General features: G+C 48.6%; 17 protein-coding genes, 1 tRNA gene, 2 pseudogenes and 1 riboswitch. Of the genes and pseudogenes, 17 read left to right on the forward strand and 3 right to left on the reverse strand.

Annotated elements, in window-relative coordinates; translation table 11 throughout:
• Positions 1-171 precede the first annotated feature (171 nt).
• The 6 genes and pseudogenes from ABNN70_RS04195 to ABNN70_RS04220 all read left to right on the forward strand — a co-directional run bounded on the left by ABNN70_RS04195 (position 172) and on the right by ABNN70_RS04220 (position 6,254).
• Complete coding sequence (locus ABNN70_RS04195; RefSeq protein WP_353948830.1) at positions 172-1,143, forward strand: ketopantoate reductase family protein; 972 nt, start codon at positions 172-174, stop codon at positions 1,141-1,143.
• A gap of 130 nt (positions 1,144-1,273) precedes the next feature.
• Positions 1,274-2,467 (forward strand): phosphopentomutase, encoded by a 1,194-nt coding sequence (locus ABNN70_RS04200; RefSeq protein WP_353948831.1) that lies wholly within the window; start codon positions 1,274-1,276, stop codon positions 2,465-2,467.
• Positions 2,468-2,482: 15 nt separating this feature from the next.
• Positions 2,483-3,784, forward strand: coding sequence for a pyrimidine-nucleoside phosphorylase (locus ABNN70_RS04205; RefSeq protein WP_353948832.1), 1,302 nt, complete (start codon positions 2,483-2,485; stop codon positions 3,782-3,784).
• Positions 3,785-4,004: 220 nt separating this feature from the next.
• Positions 4,005-4,654: pseudogene (gene deoC, locus ABNN70_RS04210) on the forward strand (deoxyribose-phosphate aldolase).
• Between the two features lie 70 nt (positions 4,655-4,724).
• Positions 4,725-4,796 (forward strand) — tRNA-Glu (locus tag ABNN70_RS04215).
• 255 nt (positions 4,797-5,051) lie between these two features.
• Positions 5,052-6,254, forward strand: coding sequence for an NAD(P)/FAD-dependent oxidoreductase (locus ABNN70_RS04220; RefSeq protein ID WP_129928533.1), 1,203 nt, complete (start codon positions 5,052-5,054; stop codon positions 6,252-6,254).
• Positions 6,255-6,334: 80 nt separating this feature from the next.
• Here the strand turns inward: ABNN70_RS04220 and ABNN70_RS04225 are convergent, their stop codons facing one another.
• From ABNN70_RS04225 to ABNN70_RS04235, 3 genes are all read right to left on the reverse strand, one after another.
• Positions 6,335-7,639 carry an O-acetylhomoserine aminocarboxypropyltransferase/cysteine synthase family protein gene (locus ABNN70_RS04225; RefSeq protein ID WP_129928532.1) on the reverse strand — a complete coding sequence of 435 codons (1,305 nt, stop codon included), beginning with the start codon at positions 7,637-7,639 and terminating at the stop codon, positions 6,335-6,337.
• 134 nt (positions 7,640-7,773) lie between these two features.
• Positions 7,774-7,878, reverse strand: a riboswitch (SAM riboswitch).
• A 187-nt stretch (positions 7,879-8,065) separates the two neighbouring features.
• Entirely contained in the window at positions 8,066-9,562 is a 1,497-nt protein-coding gene (locus ABNN70_RS04230; protein ID WP_353948833.1) for an aldehyde dehydrogenase family protein, read from the reverse strand.
• 114 nt (positions 9,563-9,676) lie between these two features.
• Positions 9,677-10,645 carry a Gfo/Idh/MocA family oxidoreductase gene (locus ABNN70_RS04235; protein ID WP_353948834.1) on the reverse strand — a complete coding sequence of 323 codons (969 nt, stop codon included), beginning with the start codon at positions 10,643-10,645 and terminating at the stop codon, positions 9,677-9,679.
• 587 nt (positions 10,646-11,232) lie between these two features.
• On the opposite strand from ABNN70_RS04235, the gene ABNN70_RS04240 reads away from it, so the two are divergent.
• From ABNN70_RS04240 to rlmN, 11 genes and pseudogenes are all read left to right on the forward strand, one after another.
• On the forward strand, positions 11,233-12,030 hold the full coding sequence (locus tag ABNN70_RS04240; protein WP_353949373.1) for a transporter substrate-binding domain-containing protein: 798 nt from the start codon (positions 11,233-11,235) through the stop codon (positions 12,028-12,030).
• Positions 12,030-12,722 (forward strand): amino acid ABC transporter permease, encoded by a 693-nt coding sequence (locus tag ABNN70_RS04245; protein ID WP_129928528.1) that lies wholly within the window; start codon positions 12,030-12,032, stop codon positions 12,720-12,722. The genes ABNN70_RS04240 and ABNN70_RS04245 overlap by 1 nt, the downstream gene beginning before the upstream one ends.
• Positions 12,723-12,740: 18 nt before the next feature.
• Positions 12,741-13,484: an amino acid ABC transporter ATP-binding protein gene (locus ABNN70_RS04250; RefSeq protein WP_165364228.1), complete on the forward strand. Its 744-nt coding sequence runs from the start codon at positions 12,741-12,743 to the stop codon at positions 13,482-13,484.
• A 178-nt stretch (positions 13,485-13,662) separates the two neighbouring features.
• On the forward strand, positions 13,663-14,850 hold the full coding sequence (locus tag ABNN70_RS04255) for an NRAMP family divalent metal transporter (protein WP_353949374.1): 1,188 nt from the start codon (positions 13,663-13,665) through the stop codon (positions 14,848-14,850).
• A 30-nt stretch (positions 14,851-14,880) separates the two neighbouring features.
• Positions 14,881-15,639 (forward strand): 5-oxoprolinase subunit PxpA, encoded by a 759-nt coding sequence (locus tag ABNN70_RS04260; RefSeq protein WP_353948835.1) that lies wholly within the window; start codon positions 14,881-14,883, stop codon positions 15,637-15,639.
• A 15-nt stretch (positions 15,640-15,654) separates the two neighbouring features.
• Positions 15,655-16,454: pseudogene (locus ABNN70_RS04265) on the forward strand (putative hydro-lyase).
• 111 nt (positions 16,455-16,565) lie between these two features.
• The gene (pxpB, locus tag ABNN70_RS04270) at positions 16,566-17,279 is read left to right on the forward strand and encodes a 5-oxoprolinase subunit PxpB (RefSeq protein ID WP_129928524.1); all 714 of its coding nucleotides are present in this window, start codon (positions 16,566-16,568) and stop codon (positions 17,277-17,279) included.
• On the forward strand, positions 17,276-18,268 hold the full coding sequence (locus tag ABNN70_RS04275) for a biotin-dependent carboxyltransferase family protein (protein WP_353948836.1): 993 nt from the start codon (positions 17,276-17,278) through the stop codon (positions 18,266-18,268). The genes pxpB and ABNN70_RS04275 overlap by 4 nt, the downstream gene beginning before the upstream one ends.
• Positions 18,269-18,380: 112 nt before the next feature.
• The gene (locus tag ABNN70_RS04280; protein ID WP_353948837.1) at positions 18,381-19,724 is read left to right on the forward strand and encodes a C1 family peptidase; all 1,344 of its coding nucleotides are present in this window, start codon (positions 18,381-18,383) and stop codon (positions 19,722-19,724) included.
• Positions 19,725-19,868: 144 nt separating this feature from the next.
• Positions 19,869-20,927 (forward strand): AI-2E family transporter, encoded by a 1,059-nt coding sequence (locus tag ABNN70_RS04285; RefSeq protein ID WP_240697238.1) that lies wholly within the window; start codon positions 19,869-19,871, stop codon positions 20,925-20,927.
• A gap of 60 nt (positions 20,928-20,987) precedes the next feature.
• Positions 20,988-22,067, forward strand: a complete 1,080-nt coding sequence (gene rlmN, locus ABNN70_RS04290) for a 23S rRNA (adenine(2503)-C(2))-methyltransferase RlmN (RefSeq protein WP_129928521.1) — start codon at positions 20,988-20,990, stop codon at positions 22,065-22,067.
• Positions 22,068-22,278: the final 211 nt, after the last annotated feature.

The raw sequence follows: 22,278 nt of genomic DNA on the forward strand, positions 1-22,278 counted from the left end.
AAGCGAAAATCGAGTCTTGTTGATTAGTCAGGACCTGACAAAGATCATCTGAAATCGATGATACTCTGCCGGGTCCTGTTCGCATCTGTACGGGGTCCGAAAAGCCCCATCCAAAGTTACGGGATGGGGCTTTATTTTTCAAAAAATATAAGAAAAAGGAGACGAAACAGAATGAAGATTGTCGTCATTGGAGCGGGTGCCATGGGCCTGAGATATGGTGTCCTGCTGCAGGAAGCAGGGAATGAAGTCCAGTTTGTTGATACATGGGAACAAAATGTCGAAGCCATTAAGAAAAATGGGGGTGTGGTGGTTACCCGAGACGGAGAAAACCCCCATCTGGTTCCGGTCAGGGTCTCTTATCCTGAGGAATACCACGAAACGCCGGAACTCGCCATTGTCTTTATTAAAGACATGCATACGGTCGAAATGATGGAACGCTGCCGCCACTTTATCGGGAAAAACACCTATGTTCTGACCAATCAGAACGGCTTTGGCGGCGCTGAATATATTGCTCAGTTTGTGGACAAGGAAAAGATCATTGCCGGAACAGCCATGATCGCAACGGTCATGAAGGGACCGGGAAAAGTGGACTTTGTCGGCAAGCGTGGGACGGGTCATGTCCACATTGTCAGAAGAGAAGGTAAACCGGATGCCTTTATTTATAAAGTGGCCGATGAAATGGAGAAAGCGCTGATGCATCCGACTGTAAAGACAGATTATCTGGGGACCGTCTGGACCAAACTGGTTTTCAATTCTGTGGTGAACACGCTGTGTACGTTAATGAATATTAAGATGGGACAGTTTGCGGCCTATAAGAATGCGGAGGAAATGTCCCGAAGGCTGATTTATGAAGCGTATGAAGCAACGGATGCTGAAGGTATCAAACTGGAAGTGACGCGGGATGAACTGGTGGAACAGGTCATGTATGTTTCAAGAGTTTCCAACCCGCTGCATTATCCGTCAATGCATCAGGATATGTCAACCAACAGGCCGACCGAGGTGGATTACATCAATGGAGCCATTGTCCGGCTGGCTGAAAAGCATGGACTGAAAGCGCCTTATCACTCGATGCTGGTTGATCTTGTTCATCTCAAGGAAGTTTCGCGAAAATATAGTGATCCTGTCAAAGCCAGTGCCAGTTAAACCATGAAGGCTCCGGGCCTGCCAGCTCCGGAGCCTTTTTGCGGCTTTTTTCCGGTTAGAGTAAAATATGAAGGAGTGAAAAAATAAAATGATCGGGCCATGCTGCCCGATGCATATACAGGAGGAGCATATGGCAAATCAATTCAGAAGGATCCATATTATTGTGCTGGATTCGGTGGGTATTGGCGAAGCATCGGACGCGGAAAAGTATCACGATAAAGGCTGCGACACACTGGGACATACTGCAGAAGCAATGGGAGGCTTAAACGTCCCTGAGCTGGAGAAGCTGGGACTTTCCAACATTCGTCCGGACAGACCGATCAGGGGGGTAACGGTTCAGGAGCATCCCGCCGCCTTTTTTACAAAAATGCATGAAGTTTCCGCAGGGAAAGACAGCATGGATGGCCACTGGGAAATGATGGGGCTGCCCGTCATGACCCCTCTGCATACTTTTCCTGATGGATTTCCTGATGAATTGATAAAAAAAATCGAGAAGTACAGTGGCAGAAAGGTGATCTGGAACAAGCCGGCAAGCGGGACGGAAATTATCAAAAAATTTGGCGAGCGTCAGATGAAAACCGGAGAACTGATTGTTTACACCTCAGGAGATTCCGTGCTGCAGATCGCCGCACATGAAGATATCATCCCGCTTAAGGAACTTTATGATATCTGTGCGTATAGCCGCAAACTGACGATTGATGAACCATACCGTCTCGGTCGGGTGATCGCAAGGCCGTACATCGGTGATCGGGCAGACCGTTTCGAGCGGACGGCGAACCGGCGCGATCTGACGCTGGAGCCGTCAGGGAAAACGGTGCTGGACAGCCTGCTTGAAGCAGGGGTTGATACGCTCGCTATCGGTAAGATTAATGATATTTTCAGCGGGCACGGGATAAAGAAGGGCTGGCACACCGTCAGCAATGAAGATGGAATGAATCGTCTGATACGTGTGCTTGAGCAGGATTTTCATGGACTCAGTTTTACCAATCTTGTTGACTTCGATGCCAAATACGGACATCGCCGGGAACCTGTTTTATTCGGCAGAGCACTTGAAGCTTTTGATCATCAGCTTCACGATGTGCTGGAAAGACTGCGGCCTGATGATCTGCTGATGATCACAGCCGATCATGGAAATGATCCCGGCTTCAGAGGCACGGATCATACACGTGAATACGTCCCGCTTCTTGTGACTTCACCCCGTTTTTCGGAAGGAGCAGCGCTGCCTGTCCGGGAAACCTTTGCTGATATGGGTGCCACGGTAGCTGAAAATTTTGCTGTGCCGCTTCCGAAAACGGGTCGCAGTTTTCTCGGAGAACTGAAATGAAACGGAGCTGATCACATGCGTATGGTCGATATCATTACCAGAAAAAGAGACGGATATGAACTGACACCGCAGGAGATTCGTTTTTTCATTGATGGTTATGTCAATGGCACAATTCCCGATTATCAGGCGAGCGCCTTTACAATGGCTGTCTATTTCAGAGATATGACAGACAGAGAGATTGCGGCCTTAACCCTGGCTATGGTTCATTCCGGTGAAACAGTTGATCTCTCCGGTATTCAGGGTATTAAGGTTGATAAGCATTCAACCGGGGGCGTCGGTGATAAGACGACGCTCGTTCTGGCTCCTCTGGTTGCGTCAGTCGGGGTGCCGGTGGCTAAAATGACCGGACGCGGTCTTGGTTTTACAGGGGGTACAATAGATAAACTCGAATCAATACCCGGTTTTCATATTGAACTGACCCCTGAACGCTTCGTCGAACTGGTCAATAACAACCGGATTGCCGTGACGGGTCAGAGCAGTGCCCTTGTACCGGCCGATAAAAAATTGTATGCACTCCGTGATGTGACTGGCTCGGTTGAGTCCGTACCGCTGATCGCAAGTTCGATCATGAGTAAGAAAATAGCTGCCGGGGCCGATGCCATTGTTCTGGAAGTCACAATGGGTAACGGCGCGTTTATGAAAGATGAAAGGGGCGCTGCGCGTCTTGCGGAAACAATGGTTCATATCGGGCAGCATGTCGGAAAGAAAACGGCGGCAGTGATTACAGACATGTCGCAGCCGCTTGGTTTTGCAGTCGGTAATGCGCTGGAAGTTAAAGAAGCGATTGACACACTGAAAGGACGCGGCCCGGAAGATCTGAAAGAGCTGGTTCTGACACTGGGCAGTTTAATGGTCATGCTCGCCGGTGCCGCATCAGATGCAGATGAAGCGCGCAGGAGACTACGGGCGTCACTGAAGAACGGCCGGGCACTGGAGAAGTTCAGAAGCTTTATCGTCAATCAGGGCGGGGATCCTGATGTGATCGATCATCCTGAGCTCTTACCGTCTGCTAAATACCAGATTGACCTTCCGGCACGGTCTTCAGGGCGGATCACAGCGATGCATGCGAAGAGGATCGGTCTGGCCGCGATGCAGCTGGGCGCAGGAAGAGCGGCAAAGGGGGATGCCATTCATTATGATGCCGGCATCGTACTGCATAAGAAAATAGGTGATCAGGTTCGAAAGGGAGACGCGCTGCTGACGATTCATACCGACACCGAGACGATCGAAGAGGTGAAAGCCGGACTCTATCAGGCAATTGAGATCGGACCAGAGTCTGCCGAGCCGCCACTGATTCACCGGATTATTACTGAATAAAGTGAAATTTCAATAAGTAGTGGGCTTTTCGGATGCACAGGACGCCCTCGTTTTTTGCCTGCGCGCATCCGCCACTGATTGTTCGTTGAACCAACCCATCAGGCTGCTGCGGGCAGTGATCCTCCACCCGGGCATGTTTGTTTACTCCCATGACCCTGAAGTGGACCTGCCCGTTCATGCGGTTCATGTGGGATAAAGGCAATTGAAGGAGCGATTTCAGATGGGGAATCTGGCAAAATATATCGATCAAACGGCACTTCAGGCAGATGTCACAGAGAAGGATATTGAGAAACTGACCGGGAGGCCAGACGCTTCGGTTTTGCCTCGGTCTGTGTTAATCCTTACTGGGTCAGCCTTGCAGCACAACAGCTTGCCGGATCAGATGTCCATGTCTGTACGGTCATCGGCTTCCCGCTTGGGGCGGGAACGGCTCAGACGAAAGCGTTTGAGACGACTGATGCCGTGCAGAATGGTGCGGACGAAGTTGACATGGTCATCAATATCGGCGCGCTGAAAAGTGGCCGCGAGGACAGGGTCCTTGATGACATTAAAGCCGTTGTCCGGGCAGCGAAGGGAAAAGTGCTGGTCAAAGTGATTATTGAAGCGTGTCTGCTTACCCGCGAAGAAAAGGAAAAAGCCTGCAGACTGGCAGTTCAGGCCGGTGCGGATTATGTAAAGACCTCAACCGGATTTTCAACCGGCGGGGCAACTGTTGAAGATGTGGCGCTGATGCGCAGGACTGTCGGGGCACGCGCGGGTGTTAAAGCAGCCGGCGGTATCCATACCAGGAAGGAAGCTGAAGCGATGATCGCTGCCGGGGCAACAAGAATTGGTGCAAGCTCAGGCGTTAAAATTGTAATGGGGAAATAAAATCCGGGACTTGAAAAATGAGGGTCATGTATGCTATAATCCTTGTCGTGCCCTTAATAGGGTATATGATAGGGCGTTGGGCAAGTGGTTAAGCCAATGGATTCTCATTCCATGATCACGGGTTCAATTCCCGTACGCCTTATACTTATGGATAAAAAAAGTCACTCTGCTGACGCTTCGTCGTGCAGAGTGACTTTTTGTGTATTCAAAATCTCTGGAAACGCCGGCAATCTCCCAATCGTCAGGTATTTGATAATAAGAGTTGAAAGCGTTTGCAATTCGCGATAAAATAAAGGTGGATCAAATGTGAACAATTTGTGACGTGATAAATTTCACATTGCGGTTCTCTGATGAATCAACTATTTATATCAGATTGTACGGAAGGGAACGAACAATAATGAAGAAAAAAAGAATTGTTATTCTTGGTGCAGGTTATGGTGGGCTTCGGACATTGAAAAAACTGCAGAACATGCATATCAATGCCAGTCTCGTGTTAATTAATAAAAATAATTATCATTGTGAAACGACCTCTCTTCATGAAGTGGCTGCGGGTTCCTCGGATGCCCGGGAAATCTGTTATCCGATTGATTATGTCATTGACCGGAAGCAGACAGCATTCATTCAGGATACCGTGCTCCGTGTCGACAGAGAGGAAAAGCAGGTCATTCTCAAAGAGCGTCCGCCGGTAAAATATGATTACCTGCTGATTGCACTCGGATTTGAGTCAGAGACTTTTGGTATTGAAGGGATTCATGAACACGCCCTGGCTATTTCGGATATTCCGTCAGTTGAACGGATTCGCAAACATATCACAGATCAGTTTGATGCCTGGCAGCAGGATAAGGAGGAGGAACATCTGACCATTGTGGTTGGAGGTGCGGGGTTCACCAGCTTTGAACTTCTTGGGGAGCTTACAAACCGTTTGCCTGTGCTCGCCCGTCGATTTGGCATCCATCCGAAAAAGGTACGTGTGATCTGTATCGAGCCGAGTCCCCATGTGCTGCCGATGTTCGATCGTAAGCTGGCTGATTATGGGACACGAAAACTGCTCGCGCGCGGTGTTGAGTTTGTGATTGGACGGGTCAACCGGCTGGTTCCCGGTCACATTTATTATCGAAATGGCAATGAAATGCATGTCATTCATGCCGGCACATTTATCTGGACAGGAGGGGTTCGCGGGAGCTCAGTCATTGAGGCCTCCGGATTCAACCAGAAGCGCGGACGTGTCCGGGTTAACGACGATCTGACAGTGCCCGGCTATCCGGATATCATGATTATCGGCGATTGCTCGGCAGTAATCGATCCTGAAAGCGGCCATCCCTATCCCACAACAGCCCAGATTGCTCTGCAGCAGGCAGATTGTGCAGCATGTAACCTGCATGCACGTATCGAAAATCGGCCCGTAAAAGCTTTTGTTTATAAATGCAAGGGAACCGTCTGCTCGCTGGGCAGGAATGATGCAATGGGTGAAGTGATGGGGAAAAATCTCAAAGGCTACCCGGCTTCATTTATGAAAAAAGTCATTGAAAACCGCTCTCTGGCAAAAGTCGGTGGTGTTGAAACGATGCTGAAAAAAGGCAGATTCAGCTTCAGCAAATAATGAGGTGTACAAAAATACAGCCCGCTCTGTCAAAAAAACAGGGCGGGCTGTTTTATATGATGTCCGATTAAATAGCGTAATTACTTGCTGCTGACCGGTTCAGGGATTTTGGCAAGGGCCTGATCCAGATCCCAGATAATATCATCTACATCTTCAATACCGATCGATACACGGATCAGATCCGGTGTGACGCCTGCAACCGCCTGCTCTTCAGGTGTCAGTTCGGCATGTGTTGTACTTGCCGGGTGAATGATCAGTGATTTCGCATCGGCAACGTTAGCAAGCAGTGAGAACAGTTTGACATTGTTAATTAATGTTTTGCCGGCTTCCAGACCGCCCTTTACGCCGAATGTGAAAATCGAACCGGGACCTTTCGGGAGATATTTTTTAGACAGTTCGCGGTACGGGTTCCCTTCCAGTTCAGGGTAGTTGACCCAGGTGACCTTCGGGTGATTGTTCAGGAACTGAGCCACTTTGCGTGCGTTCTGAACATGACGTTCAACACGGACCGAGAGGGATTCAAGCCCTTGGAGGAAGTAGAAAGCGTTCTGCGGGCTGATGGTTGCGCCGGTATTTCGGAGCAGCTGAACACGGGCCTTCGCAGCGAATGAAGCCGGAGCGAGATCCGCATAAACAAGACCACCGTAGCTCTTGTCTGGTTCTGTAAAGTCAGGGAATTTGCCACTTGCACGCCAGTCGAACTTACCGCCGTCGACAATGACACCGCCGATTGCTGTACCATGGCCACCGATGAACTTTGTCGCTGAATGAACAACGACATCGGCCCCATATTCAATCGGACGGATCAGATAAGGCGTCCCGAATGTGTTATCGATAATAAACGGAATCTTATTTTCGTGGGCAATTTTTGCGACTGCTTCGATATCAAGTATATTGATCTTCGGGTTGCCGATCGTTTCACCGTAAACAGCTTTTGTTCTATCGTCAATCGCTTTTCGGAAGTTTTCCGGATCATCCGGGTCTACAAATTTAACGGTAATGCCGAGTTTCTTCAGGGTGACGGAGAAGAGTTCATAAGTACCGCCGTATAGCGTACTTGCGGAAACGATATTGTCGCCGCTGCTTGCAACATTCAGCACCGAATAGACGATCGCGGCAAGGCCTGAGGCGGTTGCCAGCCCGGCAACGCCGCCTTCCAGGGCGGCGATACGTTTTTCAAATACATCTTCTGTCGGGTTCATGATACGGGCATAAACATTGCCCGGCCTTTTCAACTGGAAGAAATCCGCAGCCTCATCCGCATCTTTGAAAACAAATGAACTGGTCTGATAAATCGGAACCGCCCGGGCGCCGGTTGCCGGATCCGGTACCTGTCCGGCGTGCACCTGCAATGTTTCAAAACCAAATTTTCTTTCTTCTGCCATCTTAATCTCTCCCTATACCCTTAATTTTTTCATTAAATAAAATCTTAGATCGGAAAGAGTTACAGATTGGAAAGAGCTGCTGTATGAAAAAGCTGCTTCCCGCAGAGAGGAAAGCAGCTTTTTCGCCGATTCTTTTCTTATCTGCCAGAATTTAATCTGCTGGAATTAACACCATACACGATTGCCGTGCTGGTTGTCGGGCTTCGCAGGGCCAGTCCCTCCGCCACTCTTGATAAGATTTATTTAATTGTTTTCAGTTTATTCCCATTTTTGATTTTTGTCAATACAAAATAACAAGTAATTCGGTAGTTTTTATATTAATTGGACCGGGTGCCGATCGGGAATCCCGGACTTGTGATGCAAAAAAGGGAAAGAGCATCATGCTCTTTCCCTTTATAAAGGCATGTATCTGCCCGACAGGCACAATCAATACAGACCTTCAGTGGATTCCTTTGTACTGATAAAAATGTTCTTTGTCTGGGTGTAAGCATCCAGAATACTCTTGTAGGTTTCACGGCCGATACCGGATTTCTTGTAACCGCCAAAAGGTGCACCGGCAGGCAGCTGGTTGTATGTGTTAACCCACATACGGCCGGTACGGACACCGCGGGCAACTTTAAGGGCCGTGTTCAGATTGCTGCTCCATACGGCGCCGCCAAGGCCGTAATCCGACTGGTTAGCCAGTTTGATGACTTCGTCCGCATCTTTAAACTTGATGACTGTAGCAACCGGCCCGAAAATTTCTTCCTGAGCGATTCTCATGTCGTTTGTTGCATCAGCAAGCAGCGTCGGTGCCATAAATACACCTTTGCCCAGATTGCCGTTTTCCAGCTTTTTACCACCGGTGACCAGCTTAGCACCTTCATCCTGGCCGATTTTTACATAATCAAGGATTTTTTCCAGTTGACGTTTATTCACCTGAGCGCCCATCTGAACGCCGTCTTCCCACGGCAGTCCGACTTTAACTTTATCAAATGCATCTTTCAGAGCGGCCAGGAATTTATCATAAATCCCTTCCTGAACGAAGAGGCGGGAGCCTGCGCAGCATACCTGACCCTGGTTGAACAGGATGCCGAGCTGGGCGCCTTCGATAGCGCGATCCCATGGTGCATCGTCGAAGAAGATATTGGCCGACTTGCCGCCAAGTTCCAGAGTAGCCGGAATCAGGCGCTTTGCTGCAGCATCAGCCACTTCATAGCCAACCTGAGTGGATCCGGTGAATGCCAGTTTAGCAAATCCCGGGTGATGCAACATATAATCACCGGAATCTGAGCCGCGGCCTGTCACAACGTTAACAACGCCGGCCGGAAGCACCTGATCGAGCAGTTTGGCAAATTCGAGCAGACTCAGTGATGTTGAAGATGACGGATGAATGACGACTGTGTTTCCTGCTGCAATCGCCGGGGCGATCTTCCAGGCAGCCATCAGGAACGGGAAGTTCCAAGGAACGATCTGACCGACAACTCCGATCGGTTCCTTCAGGTTAATCGTTAATGTATTTTCATCCAGAGCTTTTGCTGTTCCTTCTTCAGAACGGATCACACCTGCGAAATAGCGGAAGTGGTCTGAAGCCGACGGTACATCGACATATTTTGTTTCACGGATCGGTTTCCCGTTGTCCAGTGTTTCCACAAGTGCCAGATGATCGGCATTTTCATCAATCAGGTCGGCAATTTTCAGAAGAAGGGTGCTTCGTTCCTGAATACCAACTGTTTTCCATGTTTCAAATGCTTTTGTAGCTGCCTCTACCGCGGCATCTACATCTTCGTGGCTCGCATTTACGAATTCGGCGAGTTTTTCACCGGTACTGGGATTGTAACTGGTTATCTTACGCCCGTCTGAACCATCGACCCATTTCCCCCCGATATATAATTTATAATCTGTGTCGACTGCATGTTCCAGAACTGTACTTTGAATGCTCATATACAGTAACATCCCTTTCTCGTAATAGAGTTATATTGTTTACGCTTTCATTCTAATCTACTTTTTAGAAAATGAGAAAATATTTGCTCAGCCGCTGATCCGGATGTGTCTGTATTATTCAAACGGATAACGAATGCCCCACTGATCACGTACCTGCGTCATGATATCCACCACATCCCGTGTCAGAGGCAGCGTTTTTTCGACACGTTCACCCCGAACGGCAGCGTTCATATCGTTGAATTCATAGACCATGGCATGAGCGGTGCTCCCGGCTTCGATCGTTTCTACCTTGCCATCAGGATAAGTCAGGGTTGCCTGATCAGCACGGGGGAAATTGTCAACTGTAATATAGGCTCTGTCCCCTGTGACAATACCGCGCTTGGGCAGTTTGGCCCGCATGGTTAATGTGACTGTTGCCATCTCGTCATCTTTATTTTTCAGGATAATGCCTGATGACTCATCGACACCTGTCTCGAATTTTTTCACTGCCGTCAGTACCTGATCAGGCTGGCTCGACAGGAAGGAACGGACAAAGGACAGAGCGTATGTGCCGATATCCAGGAGGGCTCCTCCGGCAAGATCCTTACTGAAAAAGCGGTTCCTGACGTCATACGGTTTCAGACTTCCGAAGGTGACATTGACCATTTTCACTGTACCGATTTTCCCGCTGTTGATTATTTCCCGTAATTTCCGGTACAGTGGCATATGAAAAATCGTCATGGCCTCGGCCACAATCAACCCTTTTTCTTCAGCCAGACGGACGACCGGATCAAGCTGTCTGCTGCTGACTGTAATCGCCTTTTCACATAAAACGTGCTTCCCGTGCCTCAGGGATTTAAGAAGATACGCGTAATGGCTGGAATGCGGGGTCGAAAGATAAATTACATCGATATCAGGATCCGCAAGCATCTCATCATAACTCCCGTAGGCTTTTTCAATATGATGCTGTTCTGTAAAAGCTTTGGCCCGTCCCAGGTTTCGCGACCCGGCCGCGTAAATCGTTCCACCGGCCGCGTGTATCGCATCGGCAAATTCAGCAGCAATTCTTCCCGGGCCAAGGATGGCCCACTTCAGTTCCTTCATTATTGTGATCACCTCATATGGTGTTTTCTGATCAGGCGCATGCCGCCCTTTCAATCCTGCAGCAGCCGGCGCGCAGGATTTTTTTAACGTATCGTGACCCGTAGCACCCTTCCCCTTGAAATTGGAAGAATGTGCAAAATGGAGTAATAGGTGCAAAATAACGGTTAAAGTATAACTTTGCTGCATGGTAGTGTCAAAGAGAGAGAACCTCCTCTGCTGATGGATTGAAAGTGACTTACAGAGTGCGGAATGTGTTGTGATGAGAAAAAACAGTGACAAATCACTTTTAATCAGAATTGCGAGGATGTATTATGAACAAAATATGACACAGAATGCCATTGCCGGTGAACTGGGGAGATATCGGACGACGGTGGAAGCAGCCGGGGGTCTCGGAGCCCTGCGAGGCAGGTACATGAATACGCTTGTGACGACCGACGAAGCGCCCGTGCCATTCTTGAAAGGGCAGATTAACCTGGATCGGAAGACTTGTTCTCTCTACTTAATGGATGTTAAAATCAAGAAGTTGACAAAATATATCTATTTACTCGGAATGAAGTACTTCCGCCTCAGAAGGGAACGAAATGATCATGAAGAAATTATTTACAGGCATCATACTTATTGTTCTGGCTGCAGCGCTTGCCGCATGTGGTCAGGACAACGGATCGGATGCAGGAACTGGAAATCTTGCCGATCAGGTCAGGGAGCGGGGCGTTCTCAAAGTTGGAACGGAAGGGACTTACGCGCCCTATACTTACCATGACAGTAAAAGCAATAAACTGGTCGGCTTTGACGTAGATGTGATCCGTGAAGCAGGAAAACGGATGGGTGTCAAAGTAGCATTTAATGAATCAAACTGGGATTCTCTTTTTGCCGGACTGAATGCGAAAAGATTCGATACGATTGCCAATGATGTCGGAGTGACGCCAGACCGTCAGAAAAAATATGACTTTTCAAGGGCATATTCGACATCACAGTCCGTCATTGTCACAAGAAAGGACAATCATAAAATAAATGCACTTAAAGATTTGAAGGGTGTCAAAGTTGCTCAGGGGTTATCAAGCAATTACGGTGAAATGACGAAAAAGGCAGGAGCGGTCATCACGGGTCAGGATGATTTGTCAAAAGCCCTGAAACTGGTCAGTCAGGGCAGAGTTGAAGCGACTGTTAACGATCAGGGAGCGGTCCTGCAGTACTTTAAAACAACAGGGGATAAGAATTTGAAGATAGCCGCCGTTATCCCGTCAAATGCAGCTGACATTGCTTTTCCGGTAGTGAAAGATAGCGGGCTGGATAAGGTGCTCTCAGAGCAGCTTGAAGCGATGAAGAAAGATGGGACATTAAAGCAGATATCCGAAAAATATTTCGGAAAGGATATCAGTAAATAATGTTTTCCCTTGTAACAGGCACGATCACCATAGACTGGGAGCTGGCTGCGCAGTCTTTCTGGCCGCTTCTGCAGGGAGGGTTAGTCTATACCCTGCCGCTGGCTGTGATTTCCTTTTTCTTCGGATTGATCATCGCAATTTGTATGGCCATTTTCCGTCTGTCGCATAATTGGCTGCTACAGCGTATTGCCCGGGTCTATATCTCAATTATTCGCGGGACTCCGCTGCTTGTTCAGCTGGCGATCATTTTCTACGGACTGCCTGATCTTGGAATCAGAGTCAGCCCCTTTCCGGGGGCAATCATTGCTCTGTCGCTGAATGTCGGCGGTTATGCAGCTGAGACGATCCGTGCTTCGATCCTTTCGGTGCCGAGGGGTCAGTGGGAAGCCGGCTATACAATTGGGATGGGTTATGCCCAGACGCTGCGTCGGATTATTTTGCCCCAGGCAGCTCGTGTGTCGATTCCGCCTTTGTCGAATACATTTATCGGTCTGGTTAAAGATACGTCACTGGCTTCCACGATTACGGTAACGGAGCTATTCCGGAGAGCTCAGGAAATTACCGCGACGAGTTATGATTTTCTGCTGCTCTATTCCGAAGCGGCGCTGATTTACTGGCTATTCTGTTTCGTGCTTTCCATTATACAGGGACGCATTGAGTCAAGACTCGACCGGTTTACGGAACGGAATTAATGGAGGTGGATGAATATGCTGCTCAAGGTCAGCGGCATCGAAAAATCATTCTCAGGTAAACGGGTACTCAAGGGCATTGATTTCTCACTTGATGAGGGAAAGGTCCTGGTTATCATAGGCCCGTCCGGATCGGGGAAAACGACCATTCTGCGCAGTCTTAATCTGCTCGAGGTGCCGGAGAAGGGTCAGCTGCAGATTGATCATCTGCAGGTCAGATTCGGTCAGCCGATCAATCAGAAGATGATCAGAACCATCCGGCGTAAATCAGCCATGGTTTTCCAGAGTTTCAACCTGTTTCCGCATAAAACGGTCCTGGAAAATGTGATCGAGGGACCTGTCCAGGTCCAGAAGAAACCTGAAAAGGAAGCCATTCAGGAGGCAAATGAGATCCTGGAAAAAGTCGGTCTTGGGCAGCACAGGGATAAGTATCCGTATCAGCTTTCCGGCGGACAGCAGCAGCGGGTCGGTATTGCCCGGGCGGTTGCTCTAAAGCCGAAACTGCTGCTCTTTGACGAACCAACTTCTGCCCTGGATCCGGAACTGGTTTCCGATGTCCTGGGTGTCATGAAAAACCTGGCAAAAGACGGATGGACGATGGTCATTGTGACACATGAGCTGAGGTTTGCCGGAAAGGTAGCGGATGAAGTGCTGTTTGTTGATGACGGGATGATCCTGGAACGGGGGACGCCTGAAGCTGTTTTCAATCATCCGCAGCATGAACGGACCAGGCAATTCCTCAGCAGAGTGCTGAAAAATATGTAATCTGTTTAGACTGGCAGTCCGGAAAACCTTCCGGACTTTTTTCTTTATACGCGGAAATGGTACAGACCGTCCATAGTACCCGAATTCCTGTTTGTAGACATGCCTGCAATCAGGTATAATCGCTTATATATATTTTATTACGGAGGTGACTGATTTGGAGATAAATAAGAGACAGGCCATGAATGTGGCTATGGGAGCTGCCTTTCTCATGGCCATGTCGGCAGTGGGTCCCGGTTTTCTGACACAAACAGCAGCTTTTACCGGGCAGCTTGGCGCGGACTTTGGATTTGCCATATTAGTCTGTATTTTAGTGGACATAGGCGTTCAGCTGAATATCTGGCGGATCATCGTCATATCCGGGAAAAAAGCGCAGACGATTGCTAATGATCTGGTCCCCGGTCTCGGTTTTCTGCTGACGGTTCTGATTGTCATCGGCGGATTAACGTTCAATATTGGCAACGTTGGCGGTGTCGGCCTGAGCTTTAATGTACTCTTTGGCATGACACCGGAAAACGGGGCATTAATCGGCGGGATCATTGCTCTGGTGATTTTCCTTGTGCGTCATGCGTTAACGGTGATGGATCGGACTGTTCAGGTACTCGCCGTGATTACCGTTCTGTTACTGGTCTATATTCTGGCCGTCAATGCCCCTCCGGCGGGTGAAGCCATCACCCATTCATTTGTTCCGACAACTTTTGACTTTTATTCAATTGTCACCATTGTTGGCGGGACCGTCGGGGGGTATATCTCTTTCTCCGGTGGTCACCGGCTGCTCGAAGGTGGATTAAAGGGAAAAGAGAGTATTCCTTATATTAACCGTGGTGCTCTGACCGGGATCAGCGTTGCCTCTGTCGTCCGCATCATGCTGTTTCTGGCCGCATTAGCCGTAATCGCTGACGGATATAAACTCAATCCGCTTAATCCGGCGGCCAGTATTTTTCAACATTCTGCGGGGGACTTTGGCTATAAGTTCTTCGGCATCATTTTGTTTGCAGCCAGTCTGACCTCGGTTCTTGGGTCGACCTTTACATCAGTGTCCTTTCTGGATTATTCTAAATCTGAGGATAACAACAGTATTTTCAAAAGGATCCGTCCTTATCTGATTATTTTCTTTATCATCTTTTCGACCGCTGTTTTCTATTTTATTGGGAACCCGGCAAAAGTTCTCGTTGTTGTCGGTGCGATTAACGGGCTGATTCTTCCGATTGCTCTGGCAATTCTTCTGATTGCAGCGACCCGAAAGAAAATTATGGGGAAAGCTTACAGACATCCTCTGTGGCTCTCTATTTTCGGCTGGATTATTGTTGTGTTCATGGCCTATGCCGGCATTCAATCCGTGATCAAAGGGTTTTCGAATCTATTCTGAAACAAGGAGAATGGAAGGAGATGGAGATGCATGACTCAAATTGATCTGAACTGTGATTTGGGAGAAAGTTACGGACACTACGTCATCGGTAACGATCAACAGGTGCTTCCATTGATTTCATCGGCCAATATCGCCTGCGGGTTTCACGCGGGCGATTTTTCAGAGATGCACCGGACCGTAACGGCTGCACTCAGAAATCATGTGGCACTTGGCGCGCATCCCGGTCTACCCGATCTCATGGGATTTGGCAGGAGGGAAATGAAGGTGACATCTCTTGAAGTCTATGATATGGTGGTCTACCAGATTGGTGCGCTAAAGGCGGTTGCTGCTGCGCAGAAGGCTGCTCTGAATCATGTTAAACCCCATGGTGCACTGTATCATATGGCCTCGGGTCATAAAGAAATGGCAGATGCCGTGGTGCAGGCGATCAGGGATGTGGATCCGGCCCTGAAACTTTTTGCAATGGATGGGACCCATCTGGCAAAAGCCGGCGAGAGATCCGGCCTTCATGTCATTCATGAAGTGTTTGCCGACCGAACCTATCAGGCTGACGGATCACTGACCCCGCGCTCACAGCCTGATGCATTGATTACGGACACCGCGCAGGCGATGAAACAAGTGATGCAGATGATCAGGGAAAAAACGGTAACAACTGCCGGAGGAAAGAAGGTTCCGGTACGCGCGGAAACGATTTGTGTCCATGGTGACGGGGTTAAAGCACTGGCTTTTGCCGCTGAGATACGCCGGGGACTTGCAAAACAGGGACTGACAATAGCCGCCTGGCACTGAAGGGGAGCGATAATGATGATAGATTCCGCAACATTATCTGACCGGCATCCCGCTGAGGTCCGCCAGTTGATCCGGGAAGGGCAATGGGATAAACCGACGAGTGGTCTGGCGAATGGATATACTCAGGCTAATCTGGTCATTCTTCCCAAAAGTATGCCTACGATTTTCTGCTGTTCTGCCAGCGTAATCCCCGGCCATGTCCACTCCTTGAAGTGCTGGATACCGGTAATCCGTCAGTCCGGGAACTGGCAGACGGCGCTGATATTCGTACGGATCTTCCGAAATACCGGATTTACCGAAAAGGGCTGCTCAGTGAAGAATTAACAGATATTAAATCCGCCTGGCGGGAAGATTTTGTCTCCTTTCTGATTGGCTGCAGTTTCAGCTTCGAGCAGGCACTGCTTCAAAATGATATTCCTGTGCGTCAGATTGAGCAGCACTGTAACGTTCCAATGTACAAAACCAATATCGCCTGCCGCCCCGCCGGTATTTTTCAGGGCCCGCTGGTTGTCAGTATGCGTCCGATGACGGAAAAGCAGGCGATCCGGGCTGTTCAGGTGACGAGTCGCTATCCATCTGTTCACGGCGCGCCAATCCATATCGGCAGTCCGGAAAAGATCGGCATTGCAAACCTGTCTCATCCGGACTTTGGTGATGCTGTGACGATCAAAAGCGGAGAAATTCCCGTTTTCTGGGCCTGCGGTGTGACCCCGCAGGCGGCTGTTATGGCAACAAAACCGGAATTGGCCATTACCCATGCACCCGGTCATATGTTGATCACCGATCGTAAGGATAGCACATTCAGTATTCTGTAATTCTTTTTTTGCTTTGTACATTTTCACTGCATGACGAATCAACCGGCAGTGTGCAAAGTACGAGGGCAAACAGTAAGTCGTGACCGACCTGTTTGACGGGAGGGTGAGAAAATGAGAGTTGAACCGTTTGGCGATCAGGCTGTTCGCGTCATCCTGGGCGACCGGATTGCCCCGTCTGTTCAGAAAAAAATCAAACAGTTTACGGAACGTTTCGACCGGCAGCCCTTTGCCGGTTTTATTGAATATGTACCGGCCTATACCAATGTTGTTCTTTACTATGATCCTGTTGTAGTGATTCGCCACGGGAGGAAAGATCTGCCGGCACAGGAGCAGGTCTGTCATTATATTCAGGCGCTGCTGCAGGACGAAGAGAAAGAAAAGGGGCAGGAGGCGTCCCGCAGGCGGGTACGCATACCGGTATGTTACGGCGGCGATTTTGGTCCCGATCTGGTGCAGGTTGCGGCCTGTCACAACCTGACTGTAAAACAGGTTATTGCCAGACACTCAGCCCCCAGCTATCTGGTCTATATGCTGGGCTTTACCCCGGGTTTTCCCTTCTTAGGGGGTCTTCCTGAAGAACTGGCGACCCCGCGCCGTAAATCTCCGCGCCTGAAAATTGCGGCCGGCTCTGTGGGTATTGCCGGGCAGCAGACGGGTGTTTATCCGCTTGAGTCTCCGGGCGGCTGGCAGATTATCGGGCGGACGCCTGTTGCCCTGTTCAGACCGGAATCCAATCCGCCGACCTTATTAATGCCGGGCGATATCGTTACGTTTGAACCGATTACCGAAGCTGAATTTAATCGGATCAGGGGGCAAAAGTCATGACGTTAACCATCATCCAAAAAGGTTTTGCCTCATCTGTACAGGACATGGGCCGTCCCGGGTACCAGCGCTACGGTATTATTGTAGGCGGCGTAATGGATCGTCCATCGGCAAGTCTGGCCAACTGGCTGGTGGGCAATCCGGAAACAGCTGCTTTAATTGAGTTTTCCTTTCTGGGACCGGCCATTTTGTTTACTGAACCGGCTCTGTTCGCTGTAACCGGTGCATATTGCCGGCCGAAACTGAATAATCGGGACATTCATCCCGGACACCCTTACTTCGCCGACGAAGGGCAGATTCTGACCATCGGTGGGCTGATTTCAGGCAGCCGGGGTTATGTGGCTGTGGCCGGGGGAATCGATACACCCTTATGGCTCGGCAGCCGCTCTACCAGTGAAAGGGCCGGAAAAGGAGGATATAAAGGCCGGCGATTGAAGGAGACTGATCAGTTACCTGTCGGGAAACCTTCGAAAGTGGCCGAAGAACTGATGCAGAGGCCTGAACGTCTGGCCGGCAAATGGTATTACGCGTTCAGACGGACGTACAGGGGCAGGCAGACGGTCCGCGTGATGCCGGATACACTCTGGCCGCAGTTTTCAAAAAAAAGCCGGGTGGCCTTTCTTTCCACAGATTATCGGGTGACAGGATCATCGGATCGCATGGGTTACCGGCTCAGCGGAGAAAAACTGATGCTCGATCAGCCCATTGAACTGTATTCGGAAGCCGTCACCGAAGGATCGATTCAGGTGCCGGGAAACGGACAGCCGATTATCCTGATGACAGATCATCAGTCAACAGGCGGTTATCCCAGGATCGCCCAGGTCGTCTCAGCCGATTTACCACTTCTTGCCCAGTTGCCACCGAACAGCCTGCTTCATTTTAAAAAGATAGCTGCCGGAGAGGCGGAACAGCTGCTGATGCGCCAGCGTATTGAAATGGAACAGTTACATACGCAGATCGACCGCCGGCTGAAGCTCCTGGTAAACGAGTAACAGATATGTCAGAAAATTTTACATAATAATTTGAACAAGTTTGCGCTTTTTGCTAAGGCCGTTTTTTTGGCATATAATGATTTTGGAAAGGTATATGGAGGGGGAAAAAGAGTTGACAAAAGAGATTTCTGCATCGATGGTCGCTAAATATTCCGACAAGATTCAGACAAAGCCGAAAAACAGGATCATCAAAGATGCAATTATGAAAAACGGGATTAACGCGGCAACCCTTAATAATGACGCAGTTGTTTCTATGAATCCGGTATTCTCCGAAGATATTGATACCGGGAAAGTGACAAATCAGAAAATGAGCGGGCGCTGCTGGATGTTCGCGGCACTGAACACATTCCGTCACAAACTGAACAGCACATTTGATTTAAAGGATTTTGAGCTCTCTCAAAATTACACGATGTTCTGGGATAAATTCGAGAAATCCAATTATTTTCTTGAAAGCATCATTGACACGGCCGACAAACCGACTGACGGCCGGCTGGTATCCTGGCTGCTCGCGACACCACAACAGGACGGCGGCCAGTGGGATATGCTTGTTTCCATCATTGATAAGTATGGCGTTGTACCGAAACAGGTCATGCCGGAAACATTTCAGAGCAGTCGTTCAGTGGAACTTAACCGCCTGCTGAATGCCAAACTGCGCGAAGATGCCATCCATTTAAGAACATTGTTTGAAGAGGGTAAATCACGTCAGGATCTTGAAGCCGTAAAAGAAGGACAGCTTGAAGATATTTACCGGATCCTGGTCTTCTCACTCGGTGAACCTCCGAAAACATTTGATTTTGAGTACCGCGACGAGGAGAAAAAGGAGTTTCACAGAGAGATTGGAATTACACCGCAGGAATTCTATAAGAAGTATGTTGGACTCAATCTCGACGATTATGTCAGCATCATTAACTCACCAACCAAAGATAAACCGTACAAAAAGACCTATACGGTTCAGTATCTGGGTACGGTGGTCGGTGGACGGAAAATTAAATATCTGAACGTCGATATGGAAACACTGAAAAAGCTGGCAATCCGTCAGATTAAAGATAAAGAAACCGTCTGGTTTGGCTGCGATGTAGTTCTTTACACAGAACCGAAACTCGGCATTATGGATAAAGCTGTTTTTGATTATGATACAGCATTCAGTACGAAATTCAGCCTGACTAAGGCACAGCGTCTGGACTACAAACAGAGCTGCCTGACACACGCCATGGTCCTGACCGGCGTCAATCTCGTTGATGGTAAACCGAACCGCTGGAAAGTGGAAAACAGCTGGGGCGAAGACCGGGGTCACAAAGGCTATTTTGTGGCAAGCGACAAATGGATGGATGAATTTACATACCAGGTTGTTGTCAACAAAAAATACCTGCCTGACGAACTGAAAGCTGCATATGATCAGAAACCGATTGAACTGAAACCATGGGATCCGATGGGTGCCCTTGCTTTGATGAAATAAATGAGGATACAGACAAAAGCCGCCTGAAGAATATTTCAGGCGGCATTTTTTTATGAAAAAATTCCTTTGCATTGCCGTTTTAAAAACATTACACTTATAAAGGATACCTGCACCTGATCGGAGCACGGCAGGTGAATAAACGGAATGGGGAAACGGCAACTCATGAATAGAATTATCGACTATCTGAAACGACAATCCGTGAGACGGGTACTGATCTTTGCCTTACTGATTTTCATCTTATATCTGGTCAGAAGCCTGATGGATCTCCTCCTTCTGACATTTATTTTTTCTTTCCTTATCGATCGTCTGGAAACCTTTGTCCATCGGAAACTGAAGATTCCGAGGCGTCTTGTTGTCATCATTCTCTATTCACTGATTGTTGTCGGTATTTATGCTGCCGTGACGGTCTATCTGCCGATCATTGCCGAACAGACGGTGCAGCTTTATCATTCCATTGTTACAACGATCCGGGATTTTCGCGGGTCTGTTCTGATCAATGCGATTGTCGATCAGCTGCAAAGAAATAATGTTGACGAATACCTGAGATCAGGTGTGAAATTTATTATTACATCATTCACTTCTTTCAGTACCTTTGCCATTGATCTGTTTCTTGCTCTGCTGCTCAGTTTGTTCTTTTCTCTGGAAAAGGAACGCGTAATTCAGTTTACAAAGGGCTTTAAAAAGAGTAAAATCAGTTTCTTATATAATGAACTGGCGTTCTTCGGCAGCCGGTTTGTCGAAACCTTCGGGAAAGTACTTGAGGCACAGTTTATTATTGCACTGGTCAACACAGCTATTACTTCTGCGATTCTGGCTCTGCTTCACTTTCCGCAGTTATTCAGCCTGATTATTATGGTATTTGTTCTCAGTCTGATCCCCGTTGCCGGCGTCGTGATCTCACTGATTCCACTCTGCATCATCGGCTATACGATAGGCGGCATCCGTGATGTAATTTATATGGTATTGACCATCCTGGCGGTACACGCCATCGAAGCTTATGTCCTGAATCCGAAGCTGATGTCGGCAAAGACGGAGCTGCCGGTTTTCTTTACGTTCGTCATATTAATTTTTTCGGAGCATTTTTTCGGTATCTGGGGTCTGATCGTCGGTCTGCCGATTTTTGTCTTTCTGATTGATGTCCTTGGTGTCTCATACAAGCGTCCGCCGAAAAAGCTTCCCTTCAGACGAAATAACGCTCATTAACAGGTGTCAGGCGGTCCCCATCATAGAGACCGGATGTAACAAAATGAAAGAGGTAAAAACATGGATAAAACATCCATTTATGGATTAACATTCAATCAGCTGGAAGACTTTTTGCTTGATCACGGTGAAAAAAAGTTTCGTTCAGCGCAGATTTGGGACTGGCTCTATGTAAAACGCGTCGACCGGTTCAGTCAGATGACAAATCTGTCGAAAAAGGGTATTCATCTACTGGAAAACTCTTTTGTCATGGGGACACTGAAACTCGAGACGGCTCAGAAAGCAAAGGACGGAACGATAAAATATCTGTTCCGGCTTAAGGACGGTAATCTGATTGAAACGGTTCTGATGCCGCATGAGTATGGCCTGTCGGTCTGCGTGACGTCGCAGGTCGGCTGCAATATCGGATGCAGTTTCTGTGCGAGCGGACTGCTCCGGAAGAACCGTGATCTGACAAGTGGTGAAATGGTAGAACAGGTGCTTGCGATACAAAAACATCTGGATCAGCAGGAGCAGGGAAAAGGTGAACGTGTCGGACACGTGGTTGTCATGGGTATTGGTGAGCCTTTTGATAATTTTGATCACGTGATCAGTTTTCTGCGGATTATTAATCATTCAAAAGGGCTGTCAATCGGTGCACGGCACATTACGGTGTCGACCAGCGGGATCGTACCGAAAATCTACACCTTCGCTGATATTGACTGGCAGATCAATCTCGCCATCTCACTGCATGCACCAAATAATGAACTGCGCAGTCGGATCATGAAAATCAACCGGGCCTGGCCAATCGAAAAACTGATGGATGCGGTTGACTATTATCTGAAGAAAACCAATCGCCGGATTACCTTCGAATATATTATGCTGAAAGATGTTAATGATCATAAGGAGGAGGCGCTCCAGCTGGCGAAACTGCTGGAAAATAAGCGCCATCTTGCCTATGTCAACCTGATTCCTTATAATCCTGTAGAGGAACATCCGGCGTATCAGCGCAGCAGTAAACAGGCGGTTTCCGCTTTTTATGAAACGCTGAAAAGGCGCGGGATTAATGCCGTCGTGCGTAAGGAATTCGGGACGGATATCGACGCGGCCTGCGGGCAGCTCCGGAGTAAGCAAATGAACAAAGAGCGTGTGCGGAAGCCATGACTTGCGGCTTGTTTTCTGAAATGATCATTTATCACAAAAAATAAGAGGACACCTGTTTATTTTGAAGCAGGCGTCCTCTTTGTTGTAAGGAGCCACTGGTTCCGTTTGCCACGGATCTAATAAATGCCGGCTCTGTTCTCAAGGGTTCGGCATTTAGACAGAAGACCGGGTGTGGCAGATTCCGAGTTTAATATACCTTATACGTTTCACC

Source organism: Sporolactobacillus sp. Y61, assembly GCF_040529185.1.
Taxonomy (GTDB): domain Bacteria; phylum Bacillota; class Bacilli; order Bacillales; family Sporolactobacillaceae; genus Sporolactobacillus.

Coding starts and splice junctions, on each gene's coding strand:
- ABNN70_RS04195 (WP_353948830.1), top strand. CDS start 172: ATGAAGATTGTCGTCATTGGAGCGGGTGCCATGGGCCTGAGATATGGT.
- ABNN70_RS04200 (WP_353948831.1), top strand. CDS start 1,274: ATGGCAAATCAATTCAGAAGGATCCATATTATTGTGCTGGATTCGGTG.
- ABNN70_RS04205 (WP_353948832.1), top strand. CDS start 2,483: ATGCGTATGGTCGATATCATTACCAGAAAAAGAGACGGATATGAACTG.
- ABNN70_RS04220 (WP_129928533.1), top strand. CDS start 5,052: ATGAAGAAAAAAAGAATTGTTATTCTTGGTGCAGGTTATGGTGGGCTT.
- ABNN70_RS04225 (WP_129928532.1), bottom strand. CDS start 7,639: ATGGCAGAAGAAAGAAAATTTGGTTTTGAAACATTGCAGGTGCACGCC.
- ABNN70_RS04230 (WP_353948833.1), bottom strand. CDS start 9,562: ATGAGCATTCAAAGTACAGTTCTGGAACATGCAGTCGACACAGATTAT.
- ABNN70_RS04235 (WP_353948834.1), bottom strand. CDS start 10,645: ATGAAGGAACTGAAGTGGGCCATCCTTGGCCCGGGAAGAATTGCTGCT.
- ABNN70_RS04240 (WP_353949373.1), top strand. CDS start 11,233: ATGAAGAAATTATTTACAGGCATCATACTTATTGTTCTGGCTGCAGCG.
- ABNN70_RS04245 (WP_129928528.1), top strand. CDS start 12,030: ATGTTTTCCCTTGTAACAGGCACGATCACCATAGACTGGGAGCTGGCT.
- ABNN70_RS04255 (WP_353949374.1), top strand. CDS start 13,663: ATGAATGTGGCTATGGGAGCTGCCTTTCTCATGGCCATGTCGGCAGTG.
- ABNN70_RS04260 (WP_353948835.1), top strand. CDS start 14,881: ATGACTCAAATTGATCTGAACTGTGATTTGGGAGAAAGTTACGGACAC.
- pxpB (WP_129928524.1), top strand. CDS start 16,566: ATGAGAGTTGAACCGTTTGGCGATCAGGCTGTTCGCGTCATCCTGGGC.
- ABNN70_RS04275 (WP_353948836.1), top strand. CDS start 17,276: ATGACGTTAACCATCATCCAAAAAGGTTTTGCCTCATCTGTACAGGAC.
- ABNN70_RS04285 (WP_240697238.1), top strand. CDS start 19,869: ATGGGGAAACGGCAACTCATGAATAGAATTATCGACTATCTGAAACGA.
- rlmN (WP_129928521.1), top strand. CDS start 20,988: ATGGATAAAACATCCATTTATGGATTAACATTCAATCAGCTGGAAGAC.